General features: G+C 69.2%; 17 protein-coding genes. 7 read left to right on the forward strand and 10 right to left on the reverse strand.

Annotated elements, in window-relative coordinates; genetic code table 11:
* The 3 genes from AC1DK4_RS18480 (at position 1) to AC1DK4_RS18490 (ending at position 1,823) form a co-directional block, all read left to right on the forward strand.
* On the forward strand, positions 1–510 hold the full coding sequence (locus AC1DK4_RS18480) for a MotA/TolQ/ExbB proton channel family protein (protein WP_441649899.1): 510 nt from the start codon (positions 1–3) through the stop codon (positions 508–510).
* Positions 507–827 carry a DUF2149 domain-containing protein gene (locus AC1DK4_RS18485; RefSeq protein ID WP_441612814.1) on the forward strand — a complete coding sequence of 107 codons (321 nt, stop codon included), beginning with the start codon at positions 507–509 and terminating at the stop codon, positions 825–827. The genes AC1DK4_RS18480 and AC1DK4_RS18485 overlap by 4 nt, the downstream gene beginning before the upstream one ends.
* Positions 828–941: 114 nt before the next feature.
* A complete protein-coding gene (locus tag AC1DK4_RS18490) occupies positions 942–1,823 on the forward strand; it encodes a ChaN family lipoprotein (RefSeq protein WP_441649898.1) in 882 nt (293 codons plus the stop codon).
* 130 nt (positions 1,824–1,953) lie between these two features.
* Here AC1DK4_RS18490 and AC1DK4_RS18495 read toward each other — a convergent pair whose 3' ends face one another.
* The 9 genes from AC1DK4_RS18495 to AC1DK4_RS18535 form a co-directional block, all read right to left on the reverse strand.
* Positions 1,954–3,441, reverse strand: a complete 1,488-nt coding sequence (locus AC1DK4_RS18495; protein ID WP_441649897.1) for an FAD-dependent oxidoreductase — start codon at positions 3,439–3,441, stop codon at positions 1,954–1,956.
* A gap of 80 nt (positions 3,442–3,521) precedes the next feature.
* A complete protein-coding gene (locus AC1DK4_RS18500) occupies positions 3,522–4,442 on the reverse strand; it encodes a patatin-like phospholipase family protein (protein ID WP_477131687.1) in 921 nt (306 codons plus the stop codon).
* Positions 4,443–4,504: 62 nt separating this feature from the next.
* Positions 4,505–4,921 (reverse strand): PaaI family thioesterase, encoded by a 417-nt coding sequence (locus AC1DK4_RS18505; protein ID WP_441649896.1) that lies wholly within the window; start codon positions 4,919–4,921, stop codon positions 4,505–4,507.
* 51 nt (positions 4,922–4,972) lie between these two features.
* Complete coding sequence (locus tag AC1DK4_RS18510; RefSeq protein WP_441649895.1) at positions 4,973–6,031, reverse strand: AbrB family transcriptional regulator; 1,059 nt, start codon at positions 6,029–6,031, stop codon at positions 4,973–4,975.
* A 169-nt stretch (positions 6,032–6,200) separates the two neighbouring features.
* Complete coding sequence (locus tag AC1DK4_RS18515) at positions 6,201–7,718, reverse strand: tripartite tricarboxylate transporter permease (RefSeq protein ID WP_441612809.1); 1,518 nt, start codon at positions 7,716–7,718, stop codon at positions 6,201–6,203.
* Positions 7,719–7,731: 13 nt separating this feature from the next.
* Positions 7,732–8,205: a tripartite tricarboxylate transporter TctB family protein gene (locus tag AC1DK4_RS18520; protein ID WP_441612808.1), complete on the reverse strand. Its 474-nt coding sequence runs from the start codon at positions 8,203–8,205 to the stop codon at positions 7,732–7,734.
* A gap of 263 nt (positions 8,206–8,468) precedes the next feature.
* Positions 8,469–9,437, reverse strand: a complete 969-nt coding sequence (locus tag AC1DK4_RS18525) for a Bug family tripartite tricarboxylate transporter substrate binding protein (protein ID WP_441649894.1) — start codon at positions 9,435–9,437, stop codon at positions 8,469–8,471.
* A 385-nt stretch (positions 9,438–9,822) separates the two neighbouring features.
* Positions 9,823–11,295, reverse strand: coding sequence for a sensor histidine kinase (locus AC1DK4_RS18530; protein ID WP_441649893.1), 1,473 nt, complete (start codon positions 11,293–11,295; stop codon positions 9,823–9,825).
* The gene (locus AC1DK4_RS18535) at positions 11,295–11,969 is read right to left on the reverse strand and encodes a response regulator (protein WP_441612805.1); all 675 of its coding nucleotides are present in this window, start codon (positions 11,967–11,969) and stop codon (positions 11,295–11,297) included. The genes AC1DK4_RS18530 and AC1DK4_RS18535 overlap by 1 nt, the downstream gene beginning before the upstream one ends.
* A 278-nt stretch (positions 11,970–12,247) precedes the next feature.
* On the opposite strand from AC1DK4_RS18535, the gene AC1DK4_RS18540 reads away from it, so the two are divergent.
* Positions 12,248–13,372 (forward strand): ABC transporter substrate-binding protein, encoded by a 1,125-nt coding sequence (locus AC1DK4_RS18540; protein WP_441613045.1) that lies wholly within the window; start codon positions 12,248–12,250, stop codon positions 13,370–13,372.
* 24 nt (positions 13,373–13,396) lie between these two features.
* Here the strand turns inward: AC1DK4_RS18540 and AC1DK4_RS18545 are convergent, their stop codons facing one another.
* Entirely contained in the window at positions 13,397–14,161 is a 765-nt protein-coding gene (locus AC1DK4_RS18545; RefSeq protein WP_441612804.1) for a TetR family transcriptional regulator, read from the reverse strand.
* Between the two features lie 467 nt (positions 14,162–14,628).
* Here AC1DK4_RS18545 and AC1DK4_RS18550 point away from each other — a divergent pair, with 467 nt between their 5' ends.
* Genes AC1DK4_RS18550 through AC1DK4_RS18560 form a run of 3 tightly spaced genes read left to right on the forward strand, consistent with a single transcriptional unit; the run spans position 14,629 to position 20,551 of the window.
* Positions 14,629–15,873 (forward strand): efflux RND transporter periplasmic adaptor subunit, encoded by a 1,245-nt coding sequence (locus AC1DK4_RS18550; RefSeq protein ID WP_441649892.1) that lies wholly within the window; start codon positions 14,629–14,631, stop codon positions 15,871–15,873.
* Positions 15,874–15,903: 30 nt separating this feature from the next.
* On the forward strand, positions 15,904–19,068 hold the full coding sequence (locus AC1DK4_RS18555) for an efflux RND transporter permease subunit (RefSeq protein ID WP_441649891.1): 3,165 nt from the start codon (positions 15,904–15,906) through the stop codon (positions 19,066–19,068).
* Between the two features lies 1 nt (position 19,069).
* Entirely contained in the window at positions 19,070–20,551 is a 1,482-nt protein-coding gene (locus AC1DK4_RS18560) for an efflux transporter outer membrane subunit (RefSeq protein ID WP_441649890.1), read from the forward strand.
* Positions 20,552–20,659 lie beyond the last annotated feature (108 nt).

Here is a 20,659-nt window from a genome sequence, read left to right on the forward strand (position 1 = left end):
ATGACCCCTACCCTGCTTGAAACCCTGATGTATGACGTCGGCCAGTTGTTCCTGTACCCGACGCTCGCCTTGATCGGCCTGCTCTTTCTCTACGCCTTCTGGGCGCTCGGCGAGTTCGCCATGCAGGCCTGGCAGCGCCGGCGCAACGCCATCGAGAGCGGGCGCGGCTACGCACTGGTGACATTCGCGCTGCGCCAGCGCGTGCAGGACCCCGACGCGCTCGACGTCGCCGCGCACCGCCTGCTGGAATGGCCGCGCATCGCCACGCGCGTGGCGCCCATGCTGGGACTGGTGGCGACCATGATCCCGATGGGCCCCGCGCTCAAGGGCTTGTCCGGCGGCAATCTCGCCAATGTGGGCGAGAACCTCACCATTGCCTTCTCCGCCGTGATCCTGGCGCTGATCGCGGCCAGCATCACGTTCTATGTGGTCAACGTGCGCCGGCGCTGGCTGGCCGAGGAACTGGTCTGGCTCGGCAAGCACCAGCCGCAATGGGAGGTGGACGCATGAAATTCCTCGAAGAGAGCGAAGCCGACGATCCCATCCTGTCGGTGGTGAATCTCATCGACGTGTTCCTGGTGGTGATCGCCGCGCTGCTGGTGGCGATCGCGCAGAACCCGATGAACCCGTTCACGCATGCCGACGTCACCGTCATCACCAATCCGGGCAAGCCCAATATGGAGATCGTGTCCAGGCAGGGCGAGAAGGTCGTGCGCTACCAGGCCAGCGGCCAGGTCGGCAGCGGCGACGGCACCAAGGCCGGCGTGGCGTATCGCCTGAAGGACGGCTCGATGGTGTATGTGCCGGAAGGCGCAACTGGACAATAATAGTCACGACGCGCCGCCTGTGCCGATGGCGCGCGTGGCACGCTTCGTGCGGCGCGAATGCCCGTACAAGCGCCGCGAGCAACAACCGTAGCATTGAAACAGGACCACCCCGCCATGCCCACACTTACCCGCCTTGCTCCTCGCCGCGCCGCCGGAATGGTGATCGCGTCCGCCATCCTGGCGGGACTGGCCGGTTGCGCCGGCACGCCGCCCGCCGCCGTCGCGGGGGATGTCGCGCACCAGTTCACCGGTAAGACTTACGTGCTGCTGGGCGAGGTGCACGACAATGCCGACGGCCAGAAACGGCGCCTGCTGGCGCTGTCGAGCGCGCTCGAGGCAGGCTGGCGGCCCGCCATCGCCATGGAACAGTTCGACCGCGAACGCCAGGCCGATATCGACCGCGCGCGCCGCGAGCGTCCCGGCGATGCGGCCTACGTGGTCGCGCAGGCCGGCGGCACGGGCTGGCAATGGGAGCTGTACACGCCGGTGGTGGCGCTCGCGCTGCGCTACGACCTGCCGCTGGTGGCGGCCAACCTCTCGCGCGCCGATGCGGGCAAGATCGTGCGCGGCGGGCTCGACGGCCTGTTCGATACGGCCGAGCGCAAGCGCCTCGGTCTCGCCGCGCCGCTGCCCGCCGACGTGGCCAGCGAACAGACCGCCGTGCTCGAGCGCGGCCACTGCGGCAATTTCCCCAAGGCCATGCTGCCCGGCATGCTCGACGCCCAGGCCGCGCGCGACGCCGTGATGGCCGCCGCCATGCGTGCCTACGCCGACCGCGGCGCCGTGCTGATCGCCGGCAACGGCCACGTGCGCCGCGACGTCGGCGCGCCGCGCTGGCTCGCCACCGAGCAGGGCAAGATCTACAGCGTGGGCTATCTCGAACAAGCCGGCGCCGGCGAAGTGGGCGCCTATGACCGCGTGGTGCTGGTGCCCGCGCACAAGCGGCCGGACCCGTGCAAGGATGCGAAACCCGGCGCGGAGGCCGCGCCGGCCTGAGTGGCCAGACCGGCTTGCGCTGCGCCAACTGCGCGGCGCATGCCCTGCCCGCGCACTCGGCCAGCGCCAGCCGGACTCAAGCCGGCTATCGGCCGGCTATCAACCGGCCATCAACCGTATCAGCCGCCTATCAGCCGAACAGCTCCTCCGCCACCGTCGGATGCAGTTGCACCGTGGTGTGCAGGTGCGACAGCTTCACGCCAAGGCGCAGCGCTACCGCGAAGGCCTGGATGATTTCCGGCGCGGCGTTGTCCATCATGTGCGCGCCCAGCACGCGGCCGCTGCGCGCGTTGACCACCAGCTTCACCATCGATGCCTGCTCGCTGCCGCCGAAGCGGCTTTCCAGCGAGACGAAGCGGCGCACCACGCTCTGCACGCGCTCGGCCTTGCCGGCGTCTTCGATGGCCTGCCGCTCGCTCAGGCCGACGCTGCCGATGGCGGGTTCGCAGAAGACGGCCGTGGGCACCATGTCGAAATCCGCGCGGTCGCCGCGCCGCCCGAACAGGCGGTCGGCCAGCCAGCGTCCCTGGGCGCTGGCCACGGGGGTAAGGTGCAGGCCGTCGATGACGTCGCCGACGGCGTGGATCGAGCGTACCTTGCTGCGGAAGGAGCGGTCGACCTGGATGCCGCCCTTCTCGGCCCGTTCCACGCCGAGCGCTTCGAGGCCGAGACCGTCCCAGACCGGCTCGCGGCCGATGGCGGCGAGCGCGGCCTGCGCGCGCACGGTGTGGATGCGCTCCTTGCCGCCGTTGCCGCCATTCCCGCCATTCCCGCCGTTGCCCGCTTGCCGGTAGCACACGTCGATGGCGCCGTTGGCCTGGTTGAGCAGCGTGACCTCGGCATTGAAATGCAGGCGCACGCCCTTGGCGGCGAGTGCTTCGGCCAGCGCCGCGGCGATCTCGTGGTCGAAGCGCTGCAGCAGGCGGTCTTCGCGCACCAGCAGTTCGACCTTGACGCCGTAGCGCGACAGGATCGAGGCCTGCTCCACCGCGATATAGCCGCCGCCGATCACCACGATCGAGGCAGGCAGGCTCTGCCAGGTGAAGATGTCGTCGGAGCTGCTGGCCAGCTCGCCGCCGGGCACCGGCAGCGTGCGCGGGCGCGCTCCGGTGGCGATCAGGATGCGGCGTGCGCGGATGGTCTCGGCGCCGACCAGTACCTGGTCGGAGGCGGTGACGGTGGCCTCGCCGTGCAGCAGTTCCACGCCGGCGTTCTGCAGGTTGTGCGTATAGGCCACGTGCAGGCGCGCCATCTCGGCGTTGACGCGCACGATGGCGTCGCTCCAGTCCTCGCGCCCGCCGGTGTGCGAGAGGCAGCCGGAGAGGATGGCGGCCAGGGTGCCGCCGTAGGAGAGCATCTTCTTGGGCACGCAGCCGCGATTGACGCAGGTGCCGCCGATGGCGTCGCGCTCGACGAGCACCACGCGCGCGCCGTGCGATGCGGCGCGCCGTGCCGCGGCCACGCCGCCGGAGCCGGCGCCGATCACCACGAAATCCGCTTCGCGCTGCGCGCCGGACTTGCGCTTGCCGCGGCGCGGCACGCGCTCGACGGCCTGCTCGGTTGTCGCCCTGCGTGCGCTCTGGCGCTCGCTTGCCGGTCTTGCCTGGCGTTTTGTCATCAATGCCTCCTGTGGCGGCCTTGGCCGCATTGCACATCGTGATGACAGAGCCGGGCGCCGGACCGGCGCGTTGTTGCCCGCTACGCGCCGGCGCCCAGCTCCGTCTTCATGACAGACGGCCAGTCGCGCAGGAAGGTTTCCGCGTCGCGCTGGCCGAGTTCGTAGGCACCGATCATCGCGCCGGGCTGGGTGTAGTCCCAGCTCGAGATCGGTACCCGTTGCGAAGGTTGCAGATAGAGCCGCCGCTGCCCGCCCTGCTGCAGCACGAAGCGCTGCGGGCGCGGATAGAGCCTTGTCACCAGTACCAGGACGTTGCCCGGCGTCGGGTCGAGCGCGTCGACCGGCACGTTGTCCACCATGCCGCCGTCCAGCACCGGGCGCCCGTTGCGCCGCAGCACCGGCGTGAACGGCGGCGTGGATGCCGATTGCAGCAGCAGGTCGGCCAGTTGCTCGGGCGAGGCGCAATCCTGCGCGCGCACGAATTCCGGATGGAAGCCGAGCTTGCGCCCAAGCCGCGGATGCAGCGTCTTGAACCAGTGTTTCTCGATGTTGTACGCCAGCAGCCCGGCCWTCACCGCCGTGCGCGGCCCGCTCCAGCGCGGGATATGCGCCACGCCGATGCGGATCTCGGGCGCGTCCTGCAACTGCGCCAGGCGGCCGTCGGCGAAGATATTCAGCAGCGCGGTGCGGTAGATGCCGTAGTGCGGAAACACGCGCTGCCTGGTCAGCAGGTTGCTCCAGTAGACATTGCGGCGGTTGCTGGCCAGCACGTCCTGGTAGTACGCCATCACCTGGCGCGCATCGTGCGTGTAGATCATGCACGCGGTGGCGGCGCCGGCCGAGATCCCGGCGATCACGCGGGGGCGCAGGCCCAGCTCAGGCGCCACCTTGTCCCACCAGCCGGCCTGCCACCAGCAGCGGTTGCCGCCGCCGGCGAACACGACCTGGTCGAAGGGGGAGGCGCAAGGCGAAGCGCCGGGCCGGAGGGTTGCGGGGCTCATGCAGTGAGGGTCATGCGCCGGATGGCGCGCAATGTCGGTGGGCAAGCCGGGCGAAGCGCCGCTCACAGCAGCGCGTAGGTTGTGGTGGCCTGCACGGCCAGCTTGCCGTCCGTGCCGGTCAGTTCGATCTCGCCGAACACCACGGTCTTGCCCAGGCGCAGCACGCGGGCGTGCACCAGCACGTCGCCCTTGATCACGGGGCGCATGAAGTTGGTGGTCAGCGTGACGGTGGTCATGGGGCGGAAGCTGCCCAGCGCGCTGGCGATGGCCACGATCATGGCGGTATCGGCGGCGGACATCAGCACCTGGCCGCACACCACGCCACCCGCGTGGCGAAACGATTCGTCGAACGGAAGCCGCAGTGTTACGCCTTGCGCATCAACGGCTTCGGCGCGCAGGCCGAGCTGGCGCACCCAGGGTGCCAGCACGCGCTGCAGCATGCCGTCGATATCGGCGGGCGTGAGAGTGGATTCCGGCATTGGCTCTGGCATGGCAGTCCCGTCTGTCCTGGGTGGCGGCCGGCCAGGCTGCTACTCGGTCTCCTCCGGCGCGGCGCGATGTTTGAGCCAATGATACAGGGGGCCGGTGCACAGCACCACGAAGGCCATCCGGATCACATGGAAGGCGGTGACCAGCGGCACGCCCAGCTCGAGCACCTTGGCGGTGATGCACATCTCGGCGATGCCGCCCGGCGTGGTGGCGAGGATGGCGGTGGCCGGATGCACGCCCGACAGCGCCGACAGGAGCCAGCCGAACAGCGCGGACAGCACCAGCGCCACCAGCGTGTAGAGTGCCACGCCGGTCAGGAAGCGCGGCGCGGTGTGCAGGAAATCACGCGAGAAGCGCGCGCCCAGCGAAACACCGATCAGCAGCTGGCCCGCGCGGCTCATCCAGGTGGGAATGGCCGACAGCTCGATGCCCGATGCCGTCAGCACCGCCGCGGCCAGCAGCGTGCCGATCACGAAGGGATTGGGCAGGTTCGCGCGCCGCGCGAGCAGCGCCACGCTGACGGTGATGGCGATCAGCACCAGCAGCCCGGCGTAGTTCACCGTGCGCGGGCCCGGGACATAGGGATCGAGCCCGTGGATGCCGCCGTACTGGAACAGCGCCGGCACCGCCACCACCACCATCAGCACCCGCAGCGAATGCGCGGCGGCGACCTGGTCGATGCGCGCGCCGTTGCGCTCGGCCAGGTTGGCCATCTCGGATGCGCCGCCGATGGCGGTGGAGAAGTACGCCGTCTTGAACGCCACGCCGGTGCTCCCGCGCAGCAGGAACGCGCCGCCGCAGCCCAGCGCCAGGGCGAACAGCGAACCGGCCACGATATAGGGGAGGAACTCCAGCAGCCGCGCCACCACGTCGGCGGTGAAGTAGAGCCCGAGCGAGGTGCCGATGGCCCACTGCCCGGCGTTGCGCGCCTGCGTCGGCGCGCGCAGGTCGGCCCCGCGCATGCGCGCGATGGCTACGGCCAGCAGCGGACCGATCATCCAGGGCAGCGGCGTGTGCAGCAGCGTGCAGAGCAGCGCGGCCGTCAGGCCGAGCAGCAGCGTCAGCACGACCGGACGCCAGCGGTGATAGAGAGTGGACATGTGGCGGCGGCCTGGCGAATGCGCCAGGACCGTCTGGAATGACGGCGGTGCTTGCTCCCGCGCCCCTCAGGGGCGGAGGGGAGAATGCATGCGCGATATCAGGTTGGTCAGCAACAAAAAAAAGCCCGGCACCGCGAAGTGCCGGGCCTTGCCCGCATTTTGCCCCGGATCAGCCGGCGGCGTCGGCTACCTCGCCGCGCCGCGCCGAGCGCCGCGCGAGCCAGCCCAGCACGCGCGGGATCACCACCACCGCCACGGTCATGGCGAGGATGGTGGCCGAGATCGGCTGCGTCACGAAGATCGACCAGTCGCCCTGGCTGATGGACAGCGCGTTGCGCAGCTGCTTCTCCGCGATGGGACCGAGGATCATGCCCACGATCACCGGCGCGGTGGGGAAGTCGAAGCGGCGCATGGCCATGCCCAGCACGCCGATCACGAACAGCAGCAGCAGGTCGAACCACGACTGGCGGATGCCGTAGGCGCCCAGGCCCGCGAAGATCAGGATGCCGCCGTACAGCAGCGGCGTGGGGATGCGCAGCATGCGCACCCACAGGCCGATGGCCGGCAGGTTCAGCACCAGCAGCATCACGTTGCCGATGTACAGCGAAGCCAGCAGGCCCCACACCAGGTCGCCCGAGGTCTGGAACAGCATCGGGCCCGGCTGCAGGTTGTAGTTCTGGAACGCCGCCAGCAGGATCGCGGTGGTGTTCGAGGTGGGGATGCCCAGCGTCAGCAGCGGCGCCAGCGTGGCGGTGACCGCGGCGTTGTTGGCGGCTTCGGGGCCGGCCACGCCTTCGATCGCGCCGACCGTGCCGAACTCGCCCTTGTGCTTGGACAGCTTTTTCTCGGTGGCGTAGGACAGGAAGGTCGGGATTTCCGCGCCGCCGGCCGGGATCAGGCCGAACGGGAAGCCGATGATGGTGCCGCGGATCCAGGCCGGCACCGAGCGCTTCCAGTCCGACTTGGTCATCATGATGCTGCTGAGCTTGTTGAAGCTGCCGCCGGGCTGCGGGAAGAAGGCGTTGAACAGCGCCTCGCCCACCGCGAACAGGCCCACCGCCACCACCACGATATCGACACCGTCGTACAGCTCCTGCACGTTCATCGAGTAGCGCGTCTGGCCCGACAGCGAGTCCATGCCGATCAGGCCGATGCCAAGGCCCAGGAACAGGCTGGTCATGCCACGCAGCAGCGACGAGCCCAGCACCGCCGACACGGTGGTGAAGGCCAGCAGCATGATCATGAAGTACTCGCCGGGGCCGAACTGCAGCGCCACGTCCGCCGCCACCGGCGCGAACATCGACAGCAGCACGGTGGCGATGGTGCCCGCCGCGAACGAGCCGATCGCCGCGGTGGCCAGCGCCGGGCCGGCGCGGCCGCTCTTGGCCATCAGGTTGCCTTCCATGGCGGTGACCATGGTGGACGATTCGCCCGGCGTGTTCATCAGGATGGAGGTGGTGGAGCCGCCGTACATGGCGCCGTAGTAGATGCCGGCGAACATGATCAGGGCGGCGGTCGGTTCCACCTTGGTGGTCAGCGGCAGCAGCATCGCCACCGTCAGCGCGGGGCCGATGCCCGGCAGCACGCCGATGGCGGTGCCGAGGAAGCAGCCCACCAGCGCCCACATCAGGTTGATCGGGGTGATGGCGACGGCAAAGCCGTGCATCAGCAAATTGAGAGTGTCCATGGATCAGCTCCGGTCAGAACCCGGCGACGGGCAGCAGCGGCAGGTTGATGCCGAGCAGGAATTCGAACAGCGCCCACATCGGCACCGTGATGCACAGGCCGATGAAGCCGTCGCGCAGGAAACGCTTGCTGCCGTAGCCACGCGCCACGCAGATCATCAGCAGCGTCGACGCCAGCACGAAGCCCAGCGTGCCGATCAGGGCCATATTGGCCACCAGGCCGGCCGCGACCCACAGGAAGCCGCGGAAGTTGTGCGGGGCCGAGGGCAGCTCCGCATCTTCCTCGGGCATGTTGCGAAAGCCGCCGCGGATGCCTTGCCAGGTCAGCGCGGCGCCGCACACGGCCAGGCCGATGGCGACCAGCGTGGGCATGAAGCGCGGCGACAGCCCGGCATAGCCTTCGTCGCCGGAGATGCCCGGCAGGCCCACGAAGTAGAACAGGGAGAGCAGCAATACGGCAATGCCGATCGCCAGGTGCGAGGGTTTCATCAAGGACTCCTTCGGGCGGCCGTGCGTGGCGCGCCGCGGTTTGTCGCCCCGCACGCGGCGGGGGCCCGGCGACTTATGGTTTGGTTATTGGGTATCGCAGGTGGACACCAGGCCCCCGACCGCCGCGCACGCACCGGGCATTCCGGTGCGCCGCAGGCAGGGCCGACAGGTGAAGCGATGAAGCAATGAAGCGGTGATGCGGTGATGCGGTGATGCGGTGAATCCATGATGCTGCTGGCCGGCGCCGCGCGCCGGCGCATCGCTTACTTGGCCACGCCCAGTTCGCGCAGCGTGCTGCCCAGGCGGGTCGACTCGCTGTCCACGAACTTGCCGAACTCGTCGCCGGTCAGCAGGAACGGCGTCCAGTCGTTCTTGGTCAGCGTTTCCTTCCACACCGGCGTCTCGGTCGCCTTGACCACCGCGTCCACCAGCGCCTTGCGCTGTTCGGCGGAGATGCCGGGCGCGCCGTACACGCCGCGCCAGTTGTAGATTTCCACGTTGACGCCCTGCTCCTTGAGCGTCGGGATGTCCGCGGTGCGCTCCTTCGAGGTCACGGCCAGCGCGCGCATCTTGCCGCTCTTGATGAAGGGCAGGAACTCGGACACGCCGGCGATGCCGACGGTCACGTGGCCGCCCAGGATCGAGGCCGACGCTTCACCGCCGCCCTGGAAGGGCACGTAGTTGATCTTCTTCGGATCCACGCCGACGTCCTTGGCGATCAGGCCGGCCAGGATGTGGTCGATCGAACCTTTGGAGCCGCCGCCCCAGCTCACGCTGCCCGGGTTGGCCTTGAGCTGCGTGGTCAGGTCCTTGACCGACTTCAGCGGCGAATTCGCCGGCACCGTGATCACCATGGTGTCCGCGAACAGGCGCGCCACCGGCGTCGCGTTCTTCAGCGTGACCGGCGGCTTGTTGGTCTCGATCGCGCCCACCATGACCGCGCCGGTGACGACCAGCGCGTTGGGGTTGCCCTTGTCGGTGTTGACGAACTGCGTCAGGCCGATGGTGCCGCCCGCGCCGCCCTTGTTGTCGTACGAAGCCGTCTTGGCCACGCGGGCGGACACCAGCGCGGCGCCCAGCGAACGGCCGGTCTGGTCATAGCCGCCGCCCGGGTTGGCGCCGATCATGAACTTGACGTTGTCGAGGGCGAATGCGGGCGCGGCAGCCACGGTGGCGGTGATTGCGGCCGAGGCCATGACGACATGGGCGAAGCGATGAATCGAACGGCGCATTGCGGTCTCCTGCTTGTTTTAGGGTTGCCGGTGATTGGAGCACGGAGTTTGTGGCGCCTGGCGCGCGCCGACCCGGGGAGCATCCGGCTGGCATTCCAACGGGCTTGCGGGGGGCGGGGGGGCATTCCGGCGCGCCGGGCAGGACCCGGTGGCGAAGTGTTGTCTCCCGTCCGCTGCTCAGCGTGCATGCCGGACTTGTTCTTTGATTTTTGCCAGGCGGTATTTTGCCCGGATGGCCGCTATGCAGGCCATGGGGGGCATTCTAGGTGGGGGAAACTGTCAAAAGGCTGTCAAATTGACAGGTATTAGGCTGGGGTTTACGTGGGGGTGGATGTATGGAACATTTGCATTCCGGCCTTGGCAATGCCCTGGCGCGGCGACGCGCTCAGCCCGCTGCCGGCAACCCCAGCACCGCCCTCACCCCCTTGCCCTGCACCGCCTCGCCCAGTTCCACCGTGCCTCCGAAGCGCGCCGCCATCTCGCGCGAAATGGCCAGTCCCAGCCCGGAGCCGGGCTCGGTATTGCCGACCCGCCGGTAGAACCGCGCGAACACCTTCTCGCGCTCCTCGGGGGGAATCCCCGGCCCGTCGTCTTCCACCACGAGGCAGGCCGTGTTTCCGGCGCGGGCAGCAAAGAGCGTGATGCGGCTGCCCCTCGGCGAATACTGGATGGCGTTGTGGACCAGGTTGGCGAAGGCCTCGCGCAGCAGCGCCGCATCCGCGCGCACCGGCAGCACCAGCCCGGCAGGCCGCTCCCAGCCGAAGTCCTGCTGCTTGCCGCGCGCCAGCGGCAGGTAGTCCAGCGCGACCTGCTCGGCCACCGCCACGGCGTCGGTCAGGGGCGCCGGTTCGGCGGCGTCGCCGGGGTTGTCGGTGCCGGCTTGCTGGCGCACGCGCGCCAGCGCCAGCAGCTGGTTGGTGAGGCGCGCGGCTTGCTCGAGCTGGGTGACGATGCCCCCCACGGCTTCGCGGGCGGCCTGGGGCGCGTGCGCGGGATCTGCGCCGGCGCTCAGCTGGCGCTGGGCGAATTCGGCCTGCGTCTTGAGGATGGCCAGCGGGGTGCGCAACTGGTGCGCGGCGTCGGCGATGAACTGGGCCTGGGCCTGGGTCATCGCGTTGGAGCGCGAGACGTGCAGGTTGACGGCGTCGACCAGCGGGCGCACTTCGAGCGGCACGTGGTCGAAGGCCAGCGGCGCGAGGTCTTCCGCCGGGCGCGCCTGCACGTCGTCGCGCACGCGGGCGAGCGGGCGCAGCACGTAGGTGATGCCGGCCACCAGGATGGCCGCGCTGACCAGGATCAGCAGCACGTCGCGCGCCAGCGCGCCGCGCCATACGGTGGCGATCAGCTCCAGGCGCGGCTCGGCGCTTTCGGCTACCTGCACGATCACGCGCATGTGCGCATTGGGCCGGTACACGGGATGCGCCAGCACGGCGATGCGGACCGGGTCGCCGCGGTAGTCGGCGTCGTAGAAGCGCGACTGGTTGCTGGGCAGCGCACCGGCTGGCAGGGGCAGGTCGTCGTAGCCGGTGACGGTCTCGATGCGGCCGTCGCGCTCGAGCGAGACGCGGTAGAACACGTGGGTCTGCGTGGCCGTCTCGAACATCTCCATGGCGGCGTCGGGCAGCGCGATCTGCACGCTCTCGCCGGCCATGCCGATGGCGTTGTCGATGGCACGCACCGAGCCGTACAGCGAGCGGTCGTAGGCGGCATTGGCGGCGTCGCGCAAGGTGCCGTAGGTCAGCCAGGTATCGAGCGCCATCATCGCCGCCAGCGCGGGCACCAGCAGCAGCAGCAGCTGGCGGCGCAGGCTGCCTTGCAGCCAGTGCCGCAGCCAGTGCCGGGGCAGGCGGCGCAGCATCAGGCCTGCCCTTCCGGTTCCAGCAGGTAGCCGAAGCCGCGCAGCGTGACGATGGTCACGCCGTGGCCCGACAGTTTCTTGCGCAGGCGGTAGACCAGCACTTCGATGGCGTCGGGGCTGACGTCGGCATCGAGCGAGAACACCTTGTCGAGCAGTTGCGCCTTGGTCAGCGGCTGGCCGCTCCTGGCCAGCAGTGCGCCCAGCAGCGTCGATTCGCGCGGCGTCAGCGCCAGCGGCGCACCACCCAGGGTGAAGCTGCGGGTCTCGCCGTCGAACACCAGCGAGCCGCATTGCAGGCGCGGATGGGCGCGCCCGCGGCTGCGGCGGATCAGCGCCAGGATGCGCGCCTCCAGCTCGGCGATGGCGAAGGGCTTGGGCAGGTAGTCGTCGGCGCCCAGGTTGAGGCCGCGCACGCGCTCGTCGAGCGTGTCCTGCGCGGTGAGGATCAGCACCGGGGTGCGGTCGTCGCGCCCGCGCATGGACTTGAGCACGGCCAGGCCGTCCTTGCCGGGCAGGCGCAGGTCCAGCACCACGGCGTCGTACTCCTCGGCCATCAGCCGCGCCTCGGCCTGCAGGCCGTCGGCCACGTGCTCGATCACGAAGCCGCCCTGCTCCAGCGCGCGCGCCACCCAGCGCGCCAGTTCGATTTCGTCTTCCACCAGCAGCAAGCGCACGCCGGTCCTCCCATGCTCGATAAACGTCCGTTGTTCACAATGCGGCACCGCCGCCGCCGCGGGGGACTGGCCGCGGGCGCCTATAATAACCCCGCCCCGGGCCGGGYGCGGCGAGCGCGCCAGGGCCCTCCCAGCCACCGATGTCAGCACCGATGGTTCCAGCCTTGCGCAAGTTGCTCCCCGTCTCCGCTCCGCCCGCAGCCTCTTTACCGCCCCTGTCGCCGTCTGCCGCGCCGCGCACCGCCGGCCTGCCGCCGAGCCCGCAACGCCGCCGCGTGCTGGCCGGCGCCGCCGCGCTCGGCGCCGGGCTGGGCACGGGATGGAGCGGGGCACTGCGCGCGCAATCCGTGCCGGCGTTGCCGGCGGGCTATCCGCAGAGCTACGCGGAGATCATCGCGCGCGCGCTGCAGGAAGGCGTGGTCAGTGTGCATGCCTCCACCGACACCGAGGTCGCGCAGCCCCTGGTGAGCGCCTTCGAGGCGCGCTATCCGGGCATCAAGGTGCGCTACCGCGATCTCAACACGCTGGAGCTCAACGACCGCTTCCTGGCCGACAGCGCGCGCCTTGCCGCCGGCCAGCCGCCTGGCGCCGACACCGCCGACGTGCTGTGGAGCACGGCGATGGACCTGCAGATCAAGCTGGTCAACGACGGCCATGCGCTGCGCTACGCCTCGCCCGAGCGCGCCGGGCTGCCGTCATGGGCGGCGTGGCGCGACGAGGCCTGGGGAACCACCTTCGAGCCGGCCGTGATCGTCTACAACCGCCGCCATTTCGCCGGCATGCAGGCGCCGCGCAGCCGCACCGGCCTGGCGCGGCTGCTGCAGGACAACACGCCGCGCTGGCGCCAGCGCGTGGTGACCTATGACGTGGAGAAATCCGGGGTGGGCTACCTGCTGGCGCAGCAGGACGCGCGCATGGGCGACGAGTTCTGGTACCTGGCGCAGGCGCTGGGCCGCTGCGGCGTGCAACTGTCGGCGTCGACGGCCAGCATGATCGAGCGCATCGCCTCTGGCGAGTTCGTCATGGGCTACAACCTGCTGGGCTCGTATGCGCTGTCGCTGATGGAGCGGGGCGCGGAGATCGATGTGATCGCGCCGCGCGACTACACCCTGGTGATGTCGCGCGTGGCCTTTATCGCGCGCCGCGCGGCCCATCCCAATGCGGCGCGGCTGTGGCTGGACTTCCTGCTGTCGCGCGCGGGCCAGACCGTGCTGGGGCAGAGCGCCTCGCAGCTCTATACGATCCGCTCCGATACCGACAGCGTGCACACCGCGGCGGCGCTGGCCGAGCGCCTGGGCTACGCGCTCAAGCCGATCAGCGTGGGTCCCGGCCTGCTGGCGGCGCAGGACACGCTGCGCAAGCGCGCCTTCTTCGCGCGCTGGCGCGACGCCACGCGCGGCTGAGCGGGCGGCTGAACGGACCGAACCTCAGCCGGGCTGCGTGGCGCGCGCGGCCTTCTGTGCCGCCTTCTGCGCGGCCTGCCCGGCTTCCTTGGCCTGGGCCTCCTGGCACATCGAATCGATTTCCTCGTTCAGCGCGGCCACCGGGCGCGCCACGTAGCCCTGGCGCAAGGCGGGCGACAGCCTGAGCGTGTCGATGAAGGCGTCCGCCACGCGCGCGGCGTTGGTCTCGAGATCGAAGTCCTCCGGCGCGAACAGCCAGTGCGACAGCATGCCGCCGATGGAGGCATGGAAGACGTTGACGGCGAGATCGAGGTCGAGGTCCGCCGGCAGCTGGCCGCGCTCCACCGCCAGGCGCAGGTGCTCGCGCATCTTGACCGTGCCTTCGTGGTGCGACTGGCGCTGGCGCTGGAAGATGGCGCCGTTCTCTTCGACCATCTCGCACTTGTGGAAGACGATCTCGAACACGCGCCGCCACTGGGGGTTCTCCACGGTCTGGCGCAGCGCGAAGGCGCAGATGTCGCGGATGCTGCCCAGCGGATCTTCCTGGCTGGCGATGCGCTCGGGCTCGCACAGCGCCTCGAGCGGCAAGTGCACGCGATCCGACATGGCGGCAAACACATCGCTCTTGTTCTTGAAGTGCCAGTAGATGGCGCCGCGCGTCACGCCGGCGGCCTCCGCAATGTCGGCGAGTGACGGGCGGGCCACGCCGCGGGCGTGGAACACGGCCTCGGCCGCGTCGAGAATGCGGTGGCGCGTCTCAAGCGCCTCTTCCTTGGTGCGTCTGACCATGATGTTCTCAGCTGCCGGCCACGCGGGCCGGTCTGGTTGTCTCTCCCGGGGTGCCGGCGGTGGGGCCGCCGCGCACGAGGGTGCGCTCCACGAGCGCGCCAGGCCATCGCCGGGCCGCCGATATATGGGGCAAGTATCGACGCATTGCAACAGGCACTTACATACATGCGCGGATGTATATATAATACGCGTTCGCCTGACTTTCGGCCAGCCAAACGGTCCGGAGTGGCGCCGCGATCTCCTTCGTCTCCGGCGGCTGTTCGCCGGCTTGTTCGCGGTGCCCGGTCGGCATGTCGTTACCGGCTTTTCGCCATTCGTCGCTTTGGCCCTGCCAGGGCAGCCCGAAGTGGCTAACGTCCTTCTTTTTTGCCTGCCGCCGGCGTTGCCGGCTGGCAGGCCGCGCCGTATCCGGACACGACACCGGGAGCGCATGCGGCCGATTTCAAATTGCCATCATGGGGTTATCGATGAGTAAGTCCCAACGTATCACCTGCGTTGCCGCTGCCGTACTGTCGGCGCTTGCGCTCACCGCCTGCGGCGACAAGAAGCCGCAAGCCGGCGCCATGCCGCCGCCCGAGGTGGGTGTGGTCACCGTGACGCCGACCACGGTGTCGGTCATCAATGAACTGCCGGGCCGCCTCGAAGGCGTGCGCACCGCCGAAGTGCGGGCGCGCGTCGCCGGCATCGTGCTGTCGCGCAACTATCGCGAGGGCGGCGAGGTCAAGGCCGGCCAGCTGCTGTTCAAGATCGACCCGGCGCCTTACCAGGCGCAGGCCGAGTCTGCCAAGGCCAGCCTTGCGCGCGCCGAGGCCAATGCCGTGGCGGCGCGCCAGAAGGCCGAGCGCTACAAGCCGCTGGTGGCCGTGAACGCGGTCAGCAAGCAGGAATACGACGAAGCCGTGGCCGCCGCCGGCCAGGCCAGCGCCGACATCGCCGCGGCCAAGGCCGCGGTCACCACCGCCCAGATCAACCTCGGCTACACCGCCGTGACCGCGCCCATCAGTGGCCGCGTGGGCCGCGCGCTGGTGACCGAGGGTGCGCTGGTCGGCAGCGGCGAAGCCACCAAGCTGACCATGGTCGAGCAGGTCGACCCGATCTGGGTCACCTTCACCCAGCCCGCCAGCGAAGTGATGAAGCTGCAGCGCGCCATCGAGAGCGGCAAGGTCAAGGGCGTCGACGGCGGCGCGCGCGTGCACCTGTTCATCGAGGACGGCCGCGAGTACGGCGAGACCGGCAAGCTGCTGTTCTCCGACATGACGGTCGACCCGACCACCGGCGCCATCACGCTGCGCGCGCAGTTCCCCAACGCCCGTCGCGAGCTGCTGTCGGGCACCTTCGTGCGCGTGAAGATCGAGCAGGGCGTCGACGAGAACGCGCTGACCGTSCCGCAGCGCGCGCTGATCCGCACGGCGCAGGGCGCGTCGGTGCTGGTGGTGGGCGGCGACGGCAAGGTGGCTTCGCTGCCGGTCAAGGCGCCCCAGGCCATCGGCGACAACTGGATCGTCACCGAAGGGCTCAAGGGCGGCGAGAAGGTGATCGTCGAGGGCTTGCAGAAGGTCAAGGTCGGCGCGCCCGCCAGGGCGGTGCCGTTCGCCGCGCCGGTCACCGCCGCCTCCGAGCCCGCCGCGCAGCAGGCCGCCGGCGGCGCCTCGGCACCGGCCGCGGTCGCCACGGAAAAGGCCGACAAGAAGGCCGACGCCAAGCAAGGCTAATCACAGCGCAATACCAAGGGAGCCAGTTTTATGGCCAAGTTTTTCATTGACCGGCCGGTCTTCGCGTGGGTTCTCGCGCTGATCATCGTGCTGGCCGGGGTGTTGTCGATCCAGCAGTTGCCGATCGCCCAGTACCCCAACATCGCACCGCCGACGATCTCGGTCACGGCGACGTACCCGGGCGCCTCGGCCAAGACGCTGGAGGATTCGGTCACCTCGGTGATCGAGCAGGAACTCAACGGCGCGCCTGGCCTGCTGTACTATCAGTCCACCAGCGAAGCCACCGGCCTGGCGTCGATCACCATCGCCTTCGAGCCGGGCTCCAACATCGACCTGAACTCGGTCGAGGTGCAGAACCGCCTCAAGCGCGTGGAAGCGCGCCTGCCGGCGGAAGTGCGCCAGCAGGGCGTGCGCGTGGACAAGGCCGGGAACAACTACATGATGTTCCTGACGGTCTCGTCCAAGTCTGGCCAGGCTGACGCCATCCAGCTCGGCAACTATGTCTCGGCCAGCGTGATCGACTCGATCCGCCGCGTGCCGGGCGTGGGCCAGGCCGACCTGTTCGGCACCGAGTACGCCATGCGCATCTGGGTGGACCCGTCCAAGCTGACGGGTTTCAACCTGACGCCGCAGGATGTCACCGCCGCCATCGCCGAGCAGAACGTGCAGGTCGCCGTGGGCGAACTGGGCGGCACGCCGTCGCCCAAGGGCACCGAGCTCAACGCCACCGTCACCACCGAAAGCCGCCTCACCACGCCGGAGCAGTTTGCCAACATCCTGCTGCGCGTGAACCCGGACGGCTCCTCGGTGCGCATCAAGGACGTCGGCCGCGTCGAGCTCGGCGGCGCCGACTACTCCACGCTGGCACGCACCAACGGCAAGCCGTCGGCGGCCATCGCCATCAAGCTCGCGCCGACCGGCAACGCGCTGGCCACGGCCACCGCCGTGCGCGCGAAGATGGAAGAGCTCTCGAAGTTCTTCCCGGGCGACTACGAGTACAGCGTGCCTTACGACACGTCGGCCTTCGTGAAGATCTCGATCGAGGAAGTGATCAAGACCCTGCTCGAAGCCGTGGTGCTCGTGTTCCTGGTGATGTACCTGTTCCTGCAAAATTTCCGCGCCACGCTGATCCCCACGCTGGTGGTGCCGGTGGCCCTGATGGGCACCTTCGGCATGCTGCTGGCGTTCGGCTTCTCCATCAACGTGCTGACGATGTTCGGCATGGTGCTGGCGATCGGTATCCTGGTGGACGAYGCGATYGTGGTGGTGGAAAACGTCGAGCGGATCATGAGCGAGGAAGGTCTCTCGCCCCGCCAGGCCACGCGCAAGGCGATGGGCCAGATCACCGGCGCCATCGTCGGCATCACGCTGGTGCTGACCGCGGTGTTCATCCCGATGGCGTTCTTCGCCGGCTCGGTGGGTAACATCTACCGCCAGTTCTCGCTCTCGCTGATCTCGTCGATGGCGTTCTCGGCGCTGCTCGCGCTGACGCTGACGCCGGCACTGTGCGCCACATTGCTCAAGCCGGTCGAGGCCGGGCACCACCACGAGAAGCGCGGCTTCTTCGGCTGGTTCAACCGCACGTTCGCGCGCGCGGCCACCGGCTACCAGAGCATGGTGGGCCGCATCCTGGGCCGCGCCGGCCGCTACCTGATCATCTACGCCGTCATCCTGGTCGGCGTGGTGGTGCTGTACAAGCGCCTGCCCTCCTCCTTCCTCCCCGAGGAAGACCAGGGCTACATGATCACCGTGGTGCAGCTGCCCAACGGCGCCACCCAGGAGCGTACCCTGGGCGTGCTCAAGCAGATCGAGGACTACTACCTGGAGAAGGAAAAGAAGGTGGTGGACCAGATGATCACGGTGGCCGGCTTCTCGTTCTTCGGCCGTGGCCAGAACGGCGGCATCGCGTTCGTGAAGCTCAAGGACTGGAAGGAGCGCACCGGCGCCAACGAGACCGCGCAGGCACTGGTGGGCCGCGCGTTCGGCGCGCTGTCCTTCATCAAGGACGCCATCATCTTCCCGCTCAACCCGCCGGCTATTTCCGAGCTGGGCAACTCCTCGGGCTTCGACTTCCGCCTGCAGGACCGCTCCGGCCAGGGCCACGCCAAGCTGATGGAAGCGCGCAACATGATGCTGGGCATGGCGGCCAAGAGCCCCGAGCTGGCCGGCGTGCGTCCTGAAGGCCAGGAGGACGCGGCGCAGCTGCAGATCGACATCGACCGCGAGAAGGCGCGCGCGCTCGGCGTCTCGGTGGCCAGCATCAACCAGACGCTGGGCATCGCGTTCGGCTCGTCCTACGTGAACGACTTCATCTACGAAGGCCGCGTGCGCAAGGTGATCGCGCAGGCCGAAGGCGGCGACCGCAAGCTGCCCGACGACCTGACCAAGCTGCGCGTGAGGAACGCGAGCGGCGAGATGGTCGCGTTCGCCGCGTTCGCCACGTCGAAGTGGATCATGGGCTCGCCGCGCCTGGAGCGCTACAACGGGCTGCCGGCGGTGAAGATCGCCGGCCAGGCCGCGCCCGGCCGCAGTACCGGCGAGGCCATGAAGATCATGGAAGCGAACTTCGCCAAGCTGCCGCCGGGCTTCGGCTTCGAGTGGTCTGGCCAGTCCTATGAAGAACGCCTGGCCGGCTCGCAGGAGCCGATGCTGTACACGCTGTCGCTGATCATCGTGTTCCTGTGCCTGGCCGCGCTCTACGAGAGCTGGTCGATCCCGGTGTCGGTGCTGCTGGTGGTGCCGCTGGGCGTGCTCGGCGCGCTGCTCGGCGTGACGCTGCGCGGCATGCCCAACGACGTGTACTTCAAGGTCGGCCTGATCGCCACGATCGGCTTGTCCGCGAAGAACGCCATCCTGATCGTGGAATTCGCCAAGGACCTGCAGGCGCAGGGCCGCAGCGTGATCGACGCGACGCTCGAGGCGGTGCACCTGCGCTTCCGCCCGATCCTGATGACGTCGATGGCCTTTATCCTGGGCGTGCTGCCGCTGGCGATCGCCAGTGGCGCGGGGTCCGGTGGCCAGCGCGCCATCGGCACCGGCGTGATCGGCGGCATGGTCACCGCCACGGTGCTGGCGATCTTCCTGGTCCCGGTGTTCTTCGTGGTGATCCGCAGCCGCTTCAAGGGCCGCAAGCCCGAGGCCGACCACGAGCAAGAGCAAGAGCAGAAGTGGCTCGAACCCAAACAGGAACTTTGACATGACAAAGACACTGACCACGCTGTTGCTGGTGGCGGGCGTCCTCTCGGGCTGCACGCTGGCGCCGACCTATGAGCGTCCCGCCCCGCCGGTGGCCACGCAGTATCCGGGCGCGCCGGAAGGCTACGCCGCGGCCGAGGTGAAGAGCGGCGAGACCCGCCCGGCCAGCGCGATCGGCTGGCGCGAGTTCTTCCACGACCCGCGCCTGCAGGTGCTGATCGCCGCCTCGCTCGAGAACAACCGCGACCTGCGCACCGCCGCGCTGCGCATCGAGGAAGCGCGCGCGCAGTACCAGGTGCAGCGCGCGGACCTGCTGCCCACGGTCAACGCCACCGGCGGCTACACGCGCCAGCGCCTCTCGGGCGCGCAGTTCGGCGGCCAGGCCGCCACCGCGGTCTCGGAGTTCTACCAGGTTGGCGCCGGCATCACGTCGTACGAGCTGGATTTCTTCGGCCGCGTGCGCAGCCTGTCGAACGCCGCGCTGTCGCAGTACTTCTCCACCGAGGAAGCGCGCCGCTCGGCGCAGATCTCGCTGGTCTCGGAAGTGGCCAAGGCCTACCTGTCCGAGCGTTCCTTCGCCGAGCAGTACGAGCTGGCGCAGAACACGCTGAAGACGCGCGAGTACACGCTGAGCCTGTCGCGCCAGCGCTTCAACGCCGGCGCCACGTCGGCGCTGGACCTGCGCGACAACGAGTCGCTGGTGGCGCAGGCGCGCGTCTCCGCCGCGCAGCTCGCGCGCCAGCGCGCGCAGGCCCAGAACGCGCTCGAAGTGCTGGTGGGCAAGCCGCTGGGCAGCATCGAGAACCTGCCGCAGGCCATGCACCTGTCGGACGAGCGCATCATCAGCGACATCCCGGCCGGGCTGCCGTCGGACCTGCTCGAGCAGCGCCCCGACATCCGCCAGGCCGAGCAGCAGTTGCTGTCGGCCAATGCCAATATCGGCGCGGCGCGCGCGGCCTTCTTCCCGCGCATCACGCTCACCGCCAACGCCGGCTCGATCAGCCCGTCGTTCTCGGGCCTGTTCGATGCCGGCACCGGCGTGTGGTCGTTCGCGCCGCAGCTGGTGCTGCCGATCTTCGACTACGGCCGCAACCTGTCCAACCTGGATCTGGCCAACGTGCGCAAGAACATCCAGATCGCCAACTACGAGAAGACCATCCAGACGGCCTTCGCGGAAGTGGCGGACGCGCTGGTGGCGCGCGGCACGCTGGAAGATCAGGTGCAGAGCCAGGAGCAGGTGCGCAATGCCGAACTGGCGCGCTTCGAGCTGTCCACCGTGCGTTTTCGCAGCGGCATATCGAGCCAGCTCGACCAGCTCGACGCGCAGCGCGAGCTGTTCAACGCCGACCAGGCGCTGATCCAGGCGCGGCAGCTGCGCCTGAACAACGCCATCGACCTGTACCGCGCGCTCGGCGGCGGACTGATCGAGTCCGGTGCGGTGGCCTCGGCCGACAGCGTCAAGCCGGTGGTGAACACGCAGTAAGACAGCAGTCTTTTTGTCCTGCCTTCCCCGGCATGCCGGGGAAGGCCTGAAGCGAAGCGCTCCGGCGCTTCGCTTTTTTTGTGCCTGCGCGCACCGGCCCGGCGTGCG

This window comes from Cupriavidus sp. 05N38, from assembly GCF_056397345.1.

What these genes read in the sequence shown, in the direction of transcription:
- AC1DK4_RS18480 (WP_441649899.1), top strand. Translation starts at nt 1, where the DNA reads ATGACCCCTACCCTGCTTGAAACCCTGATGTATGACGTCGGCCAGTTG.
- AC1DK4_RS18485 (WP_441612814.1), top strand. Translation starts at nt 507, where the DNA reads ATGAAATTCCTCGAAGAGAGCGAAGCCGACGATCCCATCCTGTCGGTG.
- AC1DK4_RS18490 (WP_441649898.1), top strand. Translation starts at nt 942, where the DNA reads ATGCCCACACTTACCCGCCTTGCTCCTCGCCGCGCCGCCGGAATGGTG.
- AC1DK4_RS18495 (WP_441649897.1), bottom strand. Translation starts at nt 3,441, where the DNA reads ATGACAAAACGCCAGGCAAGACCGGCAAGCGAGCGCCAGAGCGCACGC.
- AC1DK4_RS18505 (WP_441649896.1), bottom strand. Translation starts at nt 4,921, where the DNA reads ATGCCGGAATCCACTCTCACGCCCGCCGATATCGACGGCATGCTGCAG.
- AC1DK4_RS18510 (WP_441649895.1), bottom strand. Translation starts at nt 6,031, where the DNA reads ATGTCCACTCTCTATCACCGCTGGCGTCCGGTCGTGCTGACGCTGCTG.
- AC1DK4_RS18515 (WP_441612809.1), bottom strand. Translation starts at nt 7,718, where the DNA reads ATGGACACTCTCAATTTGCTGATGCACGGCTTTGCCGTCGCCATCACC.
- AC1DK4_RS18520 (WP_441612808.1), bottom strand. Translation starts at nt 8,205, where the DNA reads ATGAAACCCTCGCACCTGGCGATCGGCATTGCCGTATTGCTGCTCTCC.
- AC1DK4_RS18525 (WP_441649894.1), bottom strand. Translation starts at nt 9,437, where the DNA reads ATGCGCCGTTCGATTCATCGCTTCGCCCATGTCGTCATGGCCTCGGCC.
- AC1DK4_RS18530 (WP_441649893.1), bottom strand. Translation starts at nt 11,295, where the DNA reads ATGCTGCGCCGCCTGCCCCGGCACTGGCTGCGGCACTGGCTGCAAGGC.
- AC1DK4_RS18545 (WP_441612804.1), bottom strand. Translation starts at nt 14,161, where the DNA reads ATGGTCAGACGCACCAAGGAAGAGGCGCTTGAGACGCGCCACCGCATT.
- AC1DK4_RS18560 (WP_441649890.1), top strand. Translation starts at nt 19,070, where the DNA reads ATGACAAAGACACTGACCACGCTGTTGCTGGTGGCGGGCGTCCTCTCG.